The sequence below is a fragment of the Nocardiopsis sp. B62 genome, assembly GCF_018070675.1.
GTDB classification, from domain to species: domain Bacteria; phylum Actinomycetota; class Actinomycetes; order Streptosporangiales; family Streptosporangiaceae; genus Nocardiopsis; species Nocardiopsis prasina.
Genome location: NZ_JAGPXK010000010.1, coordinates 39,865 through 53,547 on the forward strand (window position 1 = coordinate 39,865; position 13,683 = coordinate 53,547).

Sequence of the window (13,683 nt, forward strand, 5' to 3'; positions counted from 1 at the left end):
AGTTGACGAAGGGGCACGTACGAACGCGGCCGTGTTCCCGCGGTCCGGCGGAGGGGCCGGAGCCGCGGGACGGAACGCGGACGGGCCCCGGGATGACATTTGTCAGCGGCGGGGGCGGATGAAGTGTCATCGGCGAGGGGTGACAGCGGCGTCTGTCAGCCGGGGCCCGGTTCGAGGGACTCTGGTGGCATGACGACGACAGAGCACACCGGACCTTCCGCCGCGACCCAGGACCCCGAGTCGACCACGGGTCCCTCGGTGGTCGTCAGCGACCTCCACCAGCACTACGGCGAATTCGAGGCGGTCCGGGGCGTCTCCTTCGAGATCCGGCCCGGTGAGCTCTTCGCCCTTCTCGGCACCAACGGCGCGGGGAAGACCACCACCATCGAGACGCTGGAGGGATTCCGGCGGCCCAGCTCCGGAACGATCCGCGTGTTCGGACAGGACCCCTTCGGCCAGCCCCCCGGCGTGCGGGAGCGGGTCAACGCCGTCCTCCAGGGCAGCGGGCTCCTGGAGGACCTGAGCGTGGACGAGAGCCTCAGGCTCACCAGCGACCTCGCCGCCTCCCCCCGGGACGTCGAGGAGATCCTCCACCTGGTCAACCTCACGGACAAGCGCGGACTGCGCGTCCGGCAGCTCTCCGGCGGGCAGAAGCGCCGCCTCGACCTGGGTTCGGCGCTGCTGACCCGGCCCGAGGTCCTCTACCTCGACGAACCCACGACCGGTATGGACCCCGAGGCGCGGCACGAGACCTGGCGGATCATCAACGACCTCAAGGAGAGCGGGGTGGCGGTCCTGCTCACCACGCACTACCTGGAGGAGGCCGAGCGCCTCGCCGACCGGCTCGCCATCATGCACCGGGGCGAGATCCGGGTGGAGGGCACCCTGGCCGGGGTGCTCGCGGGCTGGGGTGACCGGGTGAGCTTCCTGCTCCCCGGCGACGTGCGCACTGCCGACCTGCCCGACGTGGACGGAGCCACGATCGAGGTGGAGACCCGCGGCCAGGAGTTGTGGGCCACCTACACCGTCACGGGCGGGGACGTGGCCGAGCGCGCCCACCGCGCGGTCGCCGCGCTGGTCGCGTGGTCGGCCGAACAGGGGGCCGTCCTCCAGCACCTCCAGGTCCGCGGCGCCTCCCTGGAGGACGTCTTCCTCCAGGTCGCGGACGGCGCCTCGGACCTCGTCACCCCGTGAGGACGCGGGTCCGGCGCGTGTCGCGCGGACCCCGGCGGCACTCGTGACCGTCGCTTTCCGACCCCACCCCGTCACCGGGACCACGCGCCGCCGCGCGACCCCGGCACCAGAACCCAGGAGACACCATGACCACGACCACCACCCGGCCTCCCACCCCGAGTACCGACCGGACCTCTCCCGGCACCCTGAAGCGGACCCTGCGCCTGGCCCGCACGGAGTTCACCCTCTTCGTCCGGTACAAGACGGCGCTGATGTACCTGGTGATGCCGCTGATCCTCTTCCTGCCGCTGCTGTCGACACCCAGCGTCCCGGTCTTCGGGGACTTCACCACCCACGACCTCACCCTGGCGTCGGCCGTCATCGGTATCGGCCTGATGCTGGGGATCGGTCACCCCTCCAACGTGTTCGCCGCGCGCCGTGAGGCGCTGGTGCTCAAGCGGCTCCGGGTGAGCGGGATCCCGCAGACGGCGATCTTCGGCGGCGTGACGGTGGTCGTCGTCCTGTTCTCCCTGGCGATGTCGGTCCTGATCCTCGGCGCGGTCGCCGCGCTCGGCGGGAGCCTGCCCGCCGACCCGGTGATGCTGGTGGCCGCGGTGCTGCTGAGCGCCGTCGCGATGAGCCTGGTGGGCCTGCTGATCACGCCGCTGGTGCGCAGCGCCGAGTCGGCTCAGATGTTCTCCGTGGTCCCCATGATGGGGCTCCTCCTCACGGGTGGGGTCTTCTTCCCGCTCGACCTGATGCCCGAGCCCGTCCGACTGGTCGCCCAGTTCCTGCCGGTCGCCCCGGCGGCCGAGATGGCCCAGGCCGCCTACACCGGCTACGACGTGTTCGGCGGGTACGAGGGCGCGGAGGCGCTGGGCGCCGCCGCCCTGTGGGGCAGCGCGCTGCCTTCCCTCGGCGTGATGCTGGCCTGGATCGTGGTGCTGTCACTGCTGGTGCGGCGCTACTTCAAGTGGGACCCCCGCCAGCCGTAGGCAGCGGGCGCAGGGAAGGAGCCGGGAGGCCGGGACGGGGCCACCCGGCTCCGCCGTGCGGGAGGACCCGGCGGAGATCCGGCCTGTGGACAACGGTCGTGGAGGGGTGCTCCGCCCTTACGTTGGAGTCGGGTGAAAAGCGCCGGGGGAAAGCGGGAGGCGGACGTGGGGGAGCAGGGCGGGCGCGCGGCGTCCGTGGCGGTGCCGGAGGACGGTGGTGCCACGGCTCCGGCAGGCCGGGGCACCGAGACGCCCGCGCCACCGGGGATGAGTGCCGGGTTCGCGCGCAGGATCCGGTGGGCGCGGCGGTACTGCCTGTACAGCATGGCGGCGTTCCCGTTCCTGGTCCCGTTCTGGGCCGGGACCGGGCTCCTGATGGATCTCTCCTACGCCTGGAGCGTCCTCGACGACCAGCCCGACTACGTCCTCGTGCTCGCCGTGGTCCGCACCGTCGCGTTGTTCGCCGCCTCGGTCCTGGGCGCCCTGGCGATGTTCCGGATGATCCGGGACCGGTTGGACGGCAGAACCCGACCGAACCGGAACCTGTACCGGAGCACCGTCGCCCTGCTCCTGGTCCTGTGCCTGTTCCACTGGCACAGCCCGAGCGTCCTCGGGATCGTCGCCTCGGCCTGGGCGTTGCTCGCCTTCCTTTCCTCCCGGCGTGAGCTGCTGTACGTCACGGTCGGCGCGTTCGCCGTGACGGTGGTGAACGCGCTGGTCACCCCGATGCGGACAGCGCTGCTGCCCGGGCCGGGAGGTAGCGGCGGCCCCCTGGGGTTCCTCGGCAGTCTGCTGGGGCACGGGCTGGTCATGCTCTTCTGGGCGTTCTTCCTGTGGATCGGCTGCCTCTACACCATCTGGCTGTGGGACGGCATCCGGCGGGTGACCGAGGGCCAGCAGGCCCGCGCCCAGCTGGCGGTGGACGGAGAGCGGCTCCGCTTCACCAACCAGATCCGAGAGCTGCTGTGGCACCGGCTCGACGCGCTGCGGATCGGCGCCGCTCGCGCCGGGCGGCACGTCCGGACCGACCCGGAGGAGGCCAGGCGGGAGATCGGCCAGGTCCACGAACTGGCGCGGACGACGCTGAGACAGGTGCGCTCGGTGGTCCGGGGATACCGGGACATCGACCTCGACGCGGAGGTGAACTCGGTTCGCGCGGTCCTGGAGTCCAACGGGACCGTCACCGCCGTCACCGGCCTGACGGGCCTGAACCCGCCAGCGGACACTGCGGCCCTGGCCGCCTGGGTGGTGCGGGAGGGCGGCACCAACGTCCTGCGGCACAGCCGCGCCCAGAACTGCCGGATCGCCTTCGCGGAGAAACCCGGATCGGCTCCCGGCCTCGGCGAACTGGTCGTTGAGCTGAGGAACGACCGTGCGCGGGAGGGCGCCCCGTCCGGAGTGGGGTCCGACAGCGGGCTGGCCGGTCTGGCCGAGCGGATCGCCGGTGGCGGCGGGACGCTGGAGGCGACCCGGACGGACGACGGTGGTTTTCTGCTGCGGGCCACCCTTCCCTTGGCGGACGGCCCAGCACCCGCGCTGGCCGGGGCGAACGAGAACGGGGCGGGTCCGACGCCGGGGGGCCCCGTGGCCGCGAAGGCCCCGGGCACGCCCGTCGAGCTCTCGCAGGAGGGGGCACCCCCGCCGGAGGACGATCCGGAGCTGCTCAACGAGCTGGCCAACGACCGGCGGGTCCGCCTCTCCCGCCGGATCATCATGGCGCTCATCGGTTTCAACAGCCTGCTCCTCGTGGGGCTGGCCCTCATGGATCTGCTCGTCAGCGCGGAGTACGGACTTCCGTTCTGGACCTCGGCGGTCGGCACGCTCCTCGTCGTGGTGGTCGCGTGTCTGCTCATCCGCCTGCTCCGGGAACGGCTGGACGGCAATCGGCGGCCCAGCCCGCGGCTGTTCTGGGTGTCCGTCGTGCTGCTCCTGCTGAGCGCGGTGTTCCTGAACAACCCGTTCCTGGCTCTGATCATGATCGGGGCCTGGTGGGGCACCGGAATCCTCTTCACCACGGGCCGACCCGGCGCGGTGGTGAGCGCCCTGCTGCTGCTCTCACCCCTGCCGCTGATCCCGACCTTCGCGCCCGTCTTCGAAACGAACGCGTTCAACCCCCTCGTCTACGGGCTGGTCTGGCTCCTCGCCGTGATCGTCGCCCTGACCTTCCTCTTCAGCACCTTCGGCACGATCTGGCTCTGGGACATCAGCCGTGAGGCGGTCGCCGGACAGCGGGCCCGCGCCCAGCTCGCGGTGACCCAGGAACGGCTCCGCTTCGCGCGGGACATGCACGACCTGTTGGGCCACAGCCTCTCCGCGCTGGCGGTCAAGGCGCAGCTGGCCGGGCGGCTCGTGGACCGGGCCCCGGATCGGGCCGTCACCGAGATCGCCGAGGTCCAGGGGCTGGCGGGGCAGGCGCTCCAGCAGATGCGCTCCGCGGTGAGCGGTGACCGGGAGGCCGATCTGGAGGGGGAGGTGGCCGCGGTCGGCGCCGTCCTGGACTCGGGTGGCACGCGGACCGTGGTCACCGGCCTCGAGGGCCTGGAACTTCCGTCGCAGGTCGCCGGGCTGGCGGCCTGGGTGGTCCGGGAGGGCGGCACCAACGTCCTGCGGCACAGCGACGCGCGGGAGTGCCAGATCAGCTTCCGGCTCACCCGGGACGGCGCGAACGTGTCGAGGGGGCTGGTGGTGGAGGTGCACAACGACAGCGCGAGGGCGCGGACGCCCGGGGGCAGTGACGGCAACGGACTGGCGGGCCTCTCCGAGCGGGTCGCCCTGGCAGGGGGAACCCTGTCCCGGGCCAGGACCAGGGACGGCGGCTTCCTGCTCCGCGCCGTGATCCCGTTCTGACCGTCCCCCGAGGGGCGTGATCGGTGGCGGCGACCGGCCGCGGAGCGGGCCGGGTTCCGCGTGACCCCGTCCGAGGTCCTCCCTGTCCCGCGGCGCCCTGGACCGGGGCGCCGCGGAACGTCCGGGGGGCCTCGCGGGGGAGCGGTCAGACGGTGCCCAGGGAGTCGAAGGCGGCGTCGATCCCGGCCGTGGCGTCCTCGCCGCCGCTGGTGTTGAGGCCGAGCATGAACGCGCCCCGGTCGTCGGTCATCTGGACCACCAGGAACCGACCGTAGCCGCCGTCCTCGTCGGAGGCGTCGTCCATGGTGGCGCCGAAGGCGGGCCGGTCGTTCAGGGTGGTCTCGCCGGAGGGCTCGATCCGCAGGTCCGCACCCCCGGTGACCAGCTCACCGACCATCTCCGTGGCCAGGGACAGTCCGGTGGCCGCGATGGGTTCCAGGGGGCCGAGGTCCTCTGTGCCGGTGACGATGATGGCGTCCGGGTCCTCCTCCGAGCCGTACACCGTGTACGAGGAGTACTCCGCCGGAACCTGGTCGTCGCCGAGCCGGGCCCACCCCTCGCCGGGCAGCAGGTAGGCCAGACCCGCCCTGGAGTCGGTGACGGTGCCCTCGTCGCCGGGCGGTGGCCCGGTGGCCGGCTCCGCCTCCTCGGCGGCGTCGTCCGAAGCGGTGTCCCCTGCGGGTCCCGTTCCGTTTCCGGTGCCGTTGGCCAGGAACCAACCGATGCCTCCGGCCGTGACCAGGAGGAAGAGGGAGGTCACCACGACGGCGATGGTGAGGGTGACGCGGCGCGCGTTGTCGGGTTCGCCGACGCGGCGGGGAGGGCGGTCGGCGGGGGCGTGTGGGTCCGGGCGCTCAACCTCGCGTTCCGGCCTGTCGGGTCCTGCGTGCATCTCGGCTCCTGAAGGGGCTGCTGGCCGTTTGTGGGCTGAGGGGCCCTGAAGGAGCAGTACCCAGTACGAGCCGACGCGGAGCGGGACGAACGTGGCCGGATCAGGCCGATTTCGGACGGTTCTGTTTCCGAAACGGAGGCCGCGGGGGCGGATGTGACCTCAGAGGTGCCAGGCCCGCCAGGGGACGAAGTGTGGCAGGACCACGTCACACAGCGGATGCGACGCGGAGGGACCGTCCTGGACGCCGCCGTGGACGGGAACGACGAAGGTGGGCGGACGGTGGCCGTCACGGGCCGGGGGTACCGGTCCGGCGTACCTGACTTCGGACGGCTGCTCGGGTACGGCCCCTCGGCGCGGCCGTTTCCTCCTGGTGGGAGCGGTGCTCGTGGAGCCGGGCGCGGCGTGCCGGGTGCCCTCGTCCGGTGCGCTGGTTTCGGTCGGCGAGACCGGTGGGTTCGCGGCGGTGTCGGCACCCCGGGCCCTGCCGCCGCCGGGTCGGTCGCCGACCAGAGTGCGCCCGGTCAGCCCCAGTGCGCGGTCGATCTCGGCGGGACTGAGCCTGTGGTCGGTGTCGGCCACCGCGATGAGGACCTCGGCGTACAGCTCGATCTCGTCGAGCGCGACGTGGTCGTGGAGCCGGTCGCACACACTCAGCCCGTTCGCACCCAGGCCGTTCACCACCACTCACCTCCCGGGGCACCGGTGTCGCAGGACAGGACGGCAAACCCCGCGCGCCGGGGCGATGTGGGCGCGGCGCGACGGAACCGATCCCACAAGGAGAGAGGACCACCAGGCTACGGCCGCGGGACCCCGGAGCGCATGACTCTTGTGGGCCAGTGCCGGGCTCATCCGGGTTAGCCAGTGCCCCACATCCCCTTGGGGGGAGGGGATGCGGGATGTCACCCAGGCGAGCCACCGTCGGACGGGGCGCCGCCCGACGTCCCTGTGGCGGTGGGAGCCACACGTCCCGCCGTCCCCGTGACGGCGTGCGCGGTGCTCGGGGTCGCTCGCCGAGGACCGCTCGGGCGGGAAGGGGGTTTCGAGGGCGGCTCCCCCGACTCACGGATCCCTCCCCCGAAACCGACCCGCAGGGTGCGGGAGCACGTCCGACAGGGCGCCGGGCCCCTCACCGCACGCAGAGCCGGTACGCGGTTCCCCGCGCACCGGTTCCGCAGGTCCGACGGCATCAGCGCCAGGCGACGTCCTGGTGCTGGATGGCGTAGGCGGCGTACGCGGTGGGGGTGTGCTCCAGCACGAGGCGGTCGTCGTCGTTCAGTTCCCGGACGACCTTGCCGGGGAGCCCGGCCCACAGGGTGTTCGGGGGGACGACCTTGCCCGGGGCGACCAGCGAACCGGCGGCCACCAGCGCGCCCCGGCCGACCCTGGCCCCGCCCAGGACGATCGCGCCGATGCCGATGAGCGCACCCTCCTCCACGATGGCGCCGTGCACCATCGCCTTGTGCCCCAGGCTCACGTCGTCATGCAGGACGGCGGGCTGACCCGGGTCGGAGTGGAGTCCGCACTGGTCCTGGATGTTGACCCGTTCGCCGACCACGATGTCCTCGGTGTCCGCACGCAGGACCGATCCGTACCAGACGCTGCTCTCGGCGCCCAGACGGACGCGTCCCACCACCACCGCGCCCGGGGCGATCCAGGCTGTGGGATGGATCTCCGGTTCGCCGAAGGGCGCCCCGCCGATCCTGGCCCCCGGGCGCGGCTCCATGGCGAATCCGTCCGTCTCGCTGTCCATGCGTGGGTCCTCTCGCTTTATGTCCCCTGGGGCGAGAGGGCAGGAAGTTGACCGCTACGCCCCCGTACGGGGATGATCGCGCATACCTTAGTAAGAACGTGACCAGGGTCCGCACGGCGACGTACGCGCCGGGGCTCTTGACGCCTCGGCGCAGCGCGTGTCTACCTTGGTCGTTTGGACGGTGTCCACGGCTTCACGCTCCGCTCTCGGCCGGTGCCCCTCATCGTGCCGAGCCGGAGCTCGACAACGGGCATCCGCGGGCGAACCAGACCGAACGGTTCGACGGGTGCTTCGACGACAAATGGGCACGGGGCAACTCTCACCATCTCTCACCACCTGCGACGCGCAGCAACGGTGTTAAGGACATGAAAGGCACATGAGCGATATGTTGCCGGGCGGCGGACTGCAACAAGACCGTTTTCCGACGGTGCGCAAGGGCGGCTACGACAAGGCGCACGTCGACGACTACTACGTCCGAATGGACAACCAGTTCAAGGATCTCCGTGAGCGCCTCCAGCGCATGGACGACGAACTGGAGCAGTACAAGCGCGACCTCGCGATCGCCCGCGAGAAGGCCCAGGTCAAGCCTGAGCACGAGCAGATCAGCGAGCGCATGGCGGAGATCCTCCGCATCGCCGAGGAGGAGGCCAAGGAGCGTCGCTCCCGGGTCGAGACCGAGGTGAAGGAGGCCCAGAAGAAGGCCCAGGAGGAGGTCGCCAAGCACCGCAAGGACGCCGAGGAGCACGCCGAGCGCATCGTCTCCTCCGCGCGTTCCGAGGCCAACGAGATGGTCGGCGGTGCCAAGAAGGAGGCCGACCAGCTCCGTGAGCAGGCCAAGCAGGAGGGCGACCGCCGCCTGAGCGAGGCCGAGGCCCGTGCGAAGAAGATCCACGACACGGCCGACCGTCGTCTGGCCACGCTGACGGCCACGCACGCCGAGGCGCTGCGCCGCCTCAAGGACATGCACTCCACGCTGGCCGACCTCGTCGTCGCCGAGGACAAGGCCGGTGCCCTGGAAACCGGGCTGTCCCGCGAGGAGACGGCTCCCGCTCCGGCCGAGGCCCCCAAGGGTCAGCCGAACTCGGGCCCGCAGAACCCGGTGCGCCCCAAGCCCGCGGTCAAGCCGGAGAACAGGGCCCCCGAGGCCAAGGCTCCGGAGGGCAAGGCCGCCGAGGCCACCAAGGCCCCCGAGGCCCCCAAGCCCGCCCAGCAGGAGAAGAAGGAGGAGGCCACCACCCAGCTTCCCCCGCTCCAGCAGGAGCCTGACCAGGCCACCGTGCGCATCCAGCCGCTGCCCAAGCCCGAGCAGGGCCAGCAGGACGCCCCCAAGCCCGAGGCCCAGCAGCGCCCGAAGCAGGACGAGGGCAAGGGCGGTGAGCCCAGGGTCATCGCCCCGCAGCCCCCGCAGGGTGCCCGATTCGACGCCCCGGCCCCGGGGCAGCAGGCGCACCAGCAGCCGAGCGGTCCGCAGCAGGCGCCGTCGGCTCCGCCCGCCGAGGAGGCCGGAGGTGACCCGGGTATCACCGGCGTGTACCGTCGCCCCGAGAGCGGACAGCAGCACCCGCCCACGAATGACGAGGGCGTGCGGGTCATCCGTAAGCCCTGACACGGCGTCGTACCGGGCTTCGCACCGGCGTCGTCAGGTGTGTCACGAGGGCGGGACCGGCCGGTCCCGCCCTTGGCGTTTTGTGGTCAGTTGTAGGGTGACGTCCGCCTTGTCGCAGGCTGTCGGCTACGATGCCGACAGCCATGATTATCCGCGCGGCCATTCGGTCCGACCTCGGTGCGATCCTGCGTCTCCTGCGCGAACTCGGTGACACCACCCACACGCAGAGCGCTCATGTTCGCATGTCCTCCGCCGCCGTACGCGCCTGGACCCGTATGGAGAACGACCCCGACCGCACCGTGCTGGTGGCGGAGCGCCGGGGGCAGATCATCGGGACCCTGGACCTGCTGACGGTGGCCAACCTGACCCACGACGCCCAGCCCTGGGCGGTGGTCGACAACCTCGTCGTCGACCCCGACACCAGACTCCAGGGCATCGGCCGGGCACTCATGGAGGACGCTCTGGACCGTGCCACGCGCGCGGGCTGCTACAAGGTGGAGCTGCTCTCCCACGAGAGCCGCCAGGGGGCGCACCGCTTCTACGCCGCCCTGGGTTTCGACACCTCGGCCGCGGGCTTCCGCCGCTACCTCTGAGCCCGCGGGGCCCGCTTCGGCCCGCCACCGCGCAGCGGCACGCCCTTCATGAACGAGACCGCGACCAGGCCCAGCACGGCGATGGGGACACCGGCCACGAACACCCCCTGCATGGCGTGGTCGAAGGCGCCCACGACCACGTCGCGCACGGGGCCCGGCAGCGAGTGCACCAGCTCCGGGGAGCCCTGGGCGGACTCGGCCGCCTGCTCCAGTCCCACCGTCAGCTCCCGGGCACCCGAGTCCGTGCCGTTGGCGGTGTCCAGCGCCAGGGCCTCCTGCGCGGAGGTCGCTGCCGAGGCGAGTTCGGCGTTGAGACGGCTCACCATGACGGCGCCGAAGGCCGCCACCCCCATGGCCCCGCCCAGGTTGCGGAAGAAGGTGACCGAGGCGGTCCCGGAGGCCATGTCCCTCACCGGCAGCGCGCTCTGGGTGGCCAGCAGCAGGATCTGCATGTTGAGGCCGAACCCGAGGCCCACGAGCATCTGTCCCACCACCACCGTGGTCAGCCCCGGGTCGAACTGGGCCAGGCTCAGCACGGTGAACCCGATCACGCAGAGCGCCATGCCGACGACGGGGTAGACCTTCCACCGGCCGGTACCGCTGATCGCGAAGCCGGACCCGATCGAGGTGAGCAGGAACGAGGCCACCAGCGGCAGGGTCGTCAGTCCGGAGACGGTCGGGCTCATGCCGTGCACCATCTGCAGGTACTGGGGCATGTAGATGATCAGGCCGAACATCATCATGCCCACGGTGACCGAACCCGCCGAGGCCAGCACGAACGTGCGGTCGCGGAACAGGCGGGTGGGGATGATCGGTTCCTTGGCGCGGCGCTCGACCAGGACCGCCGCGACGGTCAGCAGCACCGCTGCGGCGCCCATGGCGTACGCGGGCACGGAGTTCCACGGGATCTGGGTTCCGCCCAGACTGAGCAGGACGATCACCGTGCTGGCGGCGCTGAAGATGAGCCCGGCGCCCAGCCAGTCCACGGTGGGCCGGTGGCGCGGCGTGAACGGCATGCGGAACATGAACTGGATGACACCGAAGGCCACCACCGCGAGCGGCACGGTGATGAGGAAGCACCAGCGCCAGCCGAGCGGGCTGTCCACCAGGAACCCGCCGACCAGCGGTCCGAGCACGGTGGAGACGCCGAAGACCATGCCGATCAGGCCGCTGTAGCGACCGCGTTCACGGGGCGAGACGACGTCGCCGAGGATGATGTTGGGCAGTGTGGCCAGGCCGCCGACGCCGAGGCCCTGGAGCGCCCGGGCGGCGATCAGCCAGTTGATGTCCTGCGCGAATCCCGCCGCCAGCGAGGCGACGATGAAGATGCCGAGGGCGATCTGGAAGAGGAGCTTGCGCCCCCAGATGTCCGAGAGCTTGCCCCACACGGGGGTGGACGCGGTCATGGTCAGCAGGGCGGCGGTCGCCACCCAGGCCAGCCGGTCCTGTCCGCCGAGTTCGCCCATGATCGTGGGCAGCGCCGTGCCGATGATCGAGTTGGTGAGCATCGAGGTGAGCATCGCCAGGACGAGCCCGACCATGATCCGCCGTACGACCGGACGTGAGGGGTACTCGGGTGTGGGTTCGGGCAGTGGTGCGGGGGCCGGGAGGTCCTGGGGGGAGGCGGTCCCCGGGGAGGAGCCCCGGGTGGTGGATGTCCCTTGTACTGACTGTTCCATGAGGCCCCCGATTCCGGACGCACGAAAGCCCCACGGCACGCACACCGGGGGCAAGCATCCACGTCAGGTATATGTAAACGCTGTTGACCTGTCAAATCGGTATCTCTCGGGCGCTTCCGGTATGCGTGGGGTGTACCGAGGTGTCAACCTGGAGTCCTGAAAGCCCGATCGCGGCCACCAAGGGGTGTGCAGATGGAGCGTCCGGAACGGACCGGAGCCGGCGCCGAGGCGCCGACGCGTGGCCGTGAGGCGACACGGGAGCGCATTCTCGCCAGCGCCAAGACACTGTTCACCAGTGAGGGGTACGGCGCGGTCTCCTCGCGCAAGATCGCGTCCCACGCGGGGGTGAACGTCGCGCTCATCAACCGCTACTTCGGCTCCAAGGCCGGTCTGCTCACCGAGATCCTGCGCGAGGACGGCGTGTTCCCCCGGCTCATCGAGGAGGGCTCCCCGGAGGACCTGACGGAACGGCTGGCGGAGCACTCGGTGGGCCGTCTGCACGGCGAGGGCACCCCGTTGCAGCTGTCACTGGACGACTCCGCCGGGGACCCCGACCTCCAGTCGGTCTACCAGGGGCGGCTCAAGAGCGCGCTGATCGATCCCCTCGCCGTCTACCTGGGCGGACCCGACGCGCGCGTGCACGCCTCGCTGGTCGCCGCCGTCCTGTTGGGCGTGGGCCGGGTGCGGCGCGTGGAGGGGGCGACCGCGCTGCGCGCGCACGACCGCGAGCAGCTCAAGGAACGGGTCCTGGCCCTGCTGGAGCTGTGTCTGAGGGACTTCGGCGAGCCGGAGTCGGAGGCTTCCTGAGAGGTGCCCCCACCCCTCCCAGGCAGGGGAGGGGCGGGGGCGTTCCCGGGCCGGGGGGCGACCCGGGGGTTCGCGGGGTGTCAGAGCGGGAAGGCCGTGGCGGCGATGCCGACGGCGACGACCGGCAGGATGAACGCCCAGTACTGCATCGGTACGAAGAAGAGCGTGTGCGCGTTGCGGTGCCGGACGGGCTGCCCGGTGGCCGGGTCGAAGGCCTGCGTGGGGGCGTTCAGCTTCCGGCCGACGAAGTGGACGGCGACGGCGGCCAGGACGCAGCCCACGGCTCCGCCGAGGCCGGAGGCCTGGGAGCCCATGAGGTGCCCGGCGACGATGCCGCAGGGGACGGCGATGGCCGCAGCGATGAGTAGGACCAGAATGCCCCAGCCGCGCCAGATGATCATTTCTGTGAGTCCTCTGAGGTGTCAGTGAGGGGGAATTGTGGACGTCTCGTGGGATACGTGTGAATAGGGATCAGTTCTGAGATTCCTGTGAATATCCGGACCGTCTTCTCATCCTCTTTCGTGCGACTCCTTTGCCGGTTCGGCAAGGGAACTCGCATCACCGCACCGCGCTGAGCAGAGTGGGGGAGGAGGTGGTCGACACATGACCGACGAGTACGGTTCCCTGCCCGAGGAGATGGGCGAGGACTTCTGGAACGACCGGTACCGCTCCGGTGACCGGATCTGGAGCGGGCGGCCCAACCGGCACCTGGTCAGCGAGATCGAGGGCGTCCAGCCCGGGCGGGCGCTGGACGTCGGCGCCGGTGAGGGCGCGGACGCCCTGTGGCTGGCCGCGCGGGGCTGGCGGGTGACGGCCGTGGACATCTCGTCCGTGGCGCTGGACCGTGCGGCCGCGCACGCGGTGGAGGCGGGTGCGGGGGTGGCGGACCGGATCACCTGGCTGCGCGCGGACGTGACCCGGTGGGCTCCGCCGACCCCCGAGTACGAGCTGGTCACGGTCCAGTTCATGCACCTGTACCCGAACCCCCGGGCGCTGCTGTTCGCGGACCTGGCGGCGGCGGTGGTGCCCGGCGGGGAGCTCCTGGTGGTCGCCCACCACCCCAGGGACCTGGAGACGGGAGTGCCGCGTCCGCCGTACCCGGAGCTGTTCTACGAGGGTGACGCGGTGACCGCCGCGCTCATGGAGGGGGAGTGGGACGTGATCGTCAACGAGGCGCGGCCGTCGGAGCAGACCCTGGACGGGACCGTCCACACCGTCCACGACCTCGTGGTGCGGGCGCGCCGTCGTGGCCCGGTGCGTGGCGGCCTCTCGGATTGATGACACCGGGGGGATCTGGGAGGGCGTCCGGCACGGACGCCCCGGCAGCCGCGCGCCGGGGTC

Annotated in this window: 12 protein-coding genes; 7 read left to right on the plus strand and 5 right to left on the minus strand. The window is 71.5% G+C overall.

What is annotated here, in order from left to right:
- The first annotated feature begins 189 nt into the window (after window positions 1–189).
- The 3 genes from KBX21_RS13085 to KBX21_RS13095 all read left to right on the plus strand — a co-directional run bounded on the left by KBX21_RS13085 (window position 190) and on the right by KBX21_RS13095 (window position 5,015).
- Window positions 190–1,194, plus strand: coding sequence for an ABC transporter ATP-binding protein (locus tag KBX21_RS13085; RefSeq protein ID WP_049566688.1), 1,005 nt, complete (start codon window positions 190–192; stop codon window positions 1,192–1,194).
- Window positions 1,195–1,319: 125 nt separating this feature from the next.
- Window positions 1,320–2,168: an ABC transporter permease gene (locus KBX21_RS13090; protein WP_210842066.1), complete on the plus strand. Its 849-nt coding sequence runs from the start codon at window positions 1,320–1,322 to the stop codon at window positions 2,166–2,168.
- Window positions 2,169–2,333: 165 nt separating this feature from the next.
- Complete coding sequence (locus tag KBX21_RS13095; RefSeq protein ID WP_210842067.1) at window positions 2,334–5,015, plus strand: sensor histidine kinase; 2,682 nt, start codon at window positions 2,334–2,336, stop codon at window positions 5,013–5,015.
- A 145-nt stretch (window positions 5,016–5,160) separates the two neighbouring features.
- Here the strand turns inward: KBX21_RS13095 and KBX21_RS13100 are convergent, their stop codons facing one another.
- The 3 genes from KBX21_RS13100 to KBX21_RS13110 form a co-directional block, all read right to left on the minus strand.
- The gene (locus tag KBX21_RS13100; protein WP_210842068.1) at window positions 5,161–5,907 is read right to left on the minus strand and encodes a hypothetical protein; all 747 of its coding nucleotides are present in this window, start codon (window positions 5,905–5,907) and stop codon (window positions 5,161–5,163) included.
- 159 nt (window positions 5,908–6,066) lie between these two features.
- Complete coding sequence (locus KBX21_RS13105) at window positions 6,067–6,585, minus strand: hypothetical protein (protein WP_156208009.1); 519 nt, start codon at window positions 6,583–6,585, stop codon at window positions 6,067–6,069.
- Window positions 6,586–7,093: 508 nt separating this feature from the next.
- Window positions 7,094–7,657, minus strand: coding sequence for a gamma carbonic anhydrase family protein (locus KBX21_RS13110; RefSeq protein ID WP_049566672.1), 564 nt, complete (start codon window positions 7,655–7,657; stop codon window positions 7,094–7,096).
- A 385-nt stretch (window positions 7,658–8,042) separates the two neighbouring features.
- Between KBX21_RS13110 and KBX21_RS13115 the strand changes: the two genes are divergently transcribed.
- Together KBX21_RS13115 and KBX21_RS13120 are read left to right on the plus strand one after the other, a co-directional pair.
- On the plus strand, window positions 8,043–9,263 hold the full coding sequence (locus KBX21_RS13115; protein ID WP_210842139.1) for a cell division protein DivIVA: 1,221 nt from the start codon (window positions 8,043–8,045) through the stop codon (window positions 9,261–9,263).
- Between the two features lie 143 nt (window positions 9,264–9,406).
- The gene (locus KBX21_RS13120; protein ID WP_049566666.1) at window positions 9,407–9,856 is read left to right on the plus strand and encodes a GNAT family N-acetyltransferase; all 450 of its coding nucleotides are present in this window, start codon (window positions 9,407–9,409) and stop codon (window positions 9,854–9,856) included.
- Here the strand turns inward: KBX21_RS13120 and KBX21_RS13125 are convergent.
- The gene (locus KBX21_RS13125; protein WP_210842069.1) at window positions 9,847–11,535 is read right to left on the minus strand and encodes an MDR family MFS transporter; all 1,689 of its coding nucleotides are present in this window, start codon (window positions 11,533–11,535) and stop codon (window positions 9,847–9,849) included. The genes KBX21_RS13120 and KBX21_RS13125 overlap by 10 nt on opposite strands.
- A 192-nt stretch (window positions 11,536–11,727) precedes the next feature.
- Between KBX21_RS13125 and KBX21_RS13130 the strand changes: the two genes are divergently transcribed.
- Window positions 11,728–12,342, plus strand: coding sequence for a TetR/AcrR family transcriptional regulator (locus KBX21_RS13130; RefSeq protein ID WP_049566846.1), 615 nt, complete (start codon window positions 11,728–11,730; stop codon window positions 12,340–12,342).
- Between the two features lie 80 nt (window positions 12,343–12,422).
- Here the strand turns inward: KBX21_RS13130 and KBX21_RS13135 are convergent, their stop codons facing one another.
- Complete coding sequence (locus KBX21_RS13135) at window positions 12,423–12,743, minus strand: hypothetical protein (RefSeq protein ID WP_049566660.1); 321 nt, start codon at window positions 12,741–12,743, stop codon at window positions 12,423–12,425.
- A gap of 202 nt (window positions 12,744–12,945) precedes the next feature.
- Here KBX21_RS13135 and KBX21_RS13140 point away from each other — a divergent pair, with 202 nt between their 5' ends.
- The gene (locus KBX21_RS13140) at window positions 12,946–13,620 is read left to right on the plus strand and encodes a bifunctional 2-polyprenyl-6-hydroxyphenol methylase/3-demethylubiquinol 3-O-methyltransferase UbiG (protein ID WP_049566656.1); all 675 of its coding nucleotides are present in this window, start codon (window positions 12,946–12,948) and stop codon (window positions 13,618–13,620) included.
- Window positions 13,621–13,683: the final 63 nt, after the last annotated feature.

Bases quoted from the DNA above. Each gene is read 5' to 3' on its own strand.
- KBX21_RS13085 (WP_049566688.1), top strand. From the start codon at position 190: ATGACGACGACAGAGCACACCGGACCTTCCGCCGCGACCCAGGACCCC.
- KBX21_RS13090 (WP_210842066.1), top strand. From the start codon at position 1,320: ATGACCACGACCACCACCCGGCCTCCCACCCCGAGTACCGACCGGACC.
- KBX21_RS13100 (WP_210842068.1), bottom strand. From the start codon at position 5,907: ATGCACGCAGGACCCGACAGGCCGGAACGCGAGGTTGAGCGCCCGGAC.
- KBX21_RS13110 (WP_049566672.1), bottom strand. From the start codon at position 7,657: ATGGACAGCGAGACGGACGGATTCGCCATGGAGCCGCGCCCGGGGGCC.
- KBX21_RS13115 (WP_210842139.1), top strand. From the start codon at position 8,043: ATGTTGCCGGGCGGCGGACTGCAACAAGACCGTTTTCCGACGGTGCGC.
- KBX21_RS13120 (WP_049566666.1), top strand. From the start codon at position 9,407: ATGATTATCCGCGCGGCCATTCGGTCCGACCTCGGTGCGATCCTGCGT.
- KBX21_RS13125 (WP_210842069.1), bottom strand. From the start codon at position 11,535: ATGGAACAGTCAGTACAAGGGACATCCACCACCCGGGGCTCCTCCCCG.
- KBX21_RS13130 (WP_049566846.1), top strand. From the start codon at position 11,728: ATGGAGCGTCCGGAACGGACCGGAGCCGGCGCCGAGGCGCCGACGCGT.
- KBX21_RS13135 (WP_049566660.1), bottom strand. From the start codon at position 12,743: ATGATCATCTGGCGCGGCTGGGGCATTCTGGTCCTACTCATCGCTGCG.
- KBX21_RS13140 (WP_049566656.1), top strand. From the start codon at position 12,946: ATGACCGACGAGTACGGTTCCCTGCCCGAGGAGATGGGCGAGGACTTC.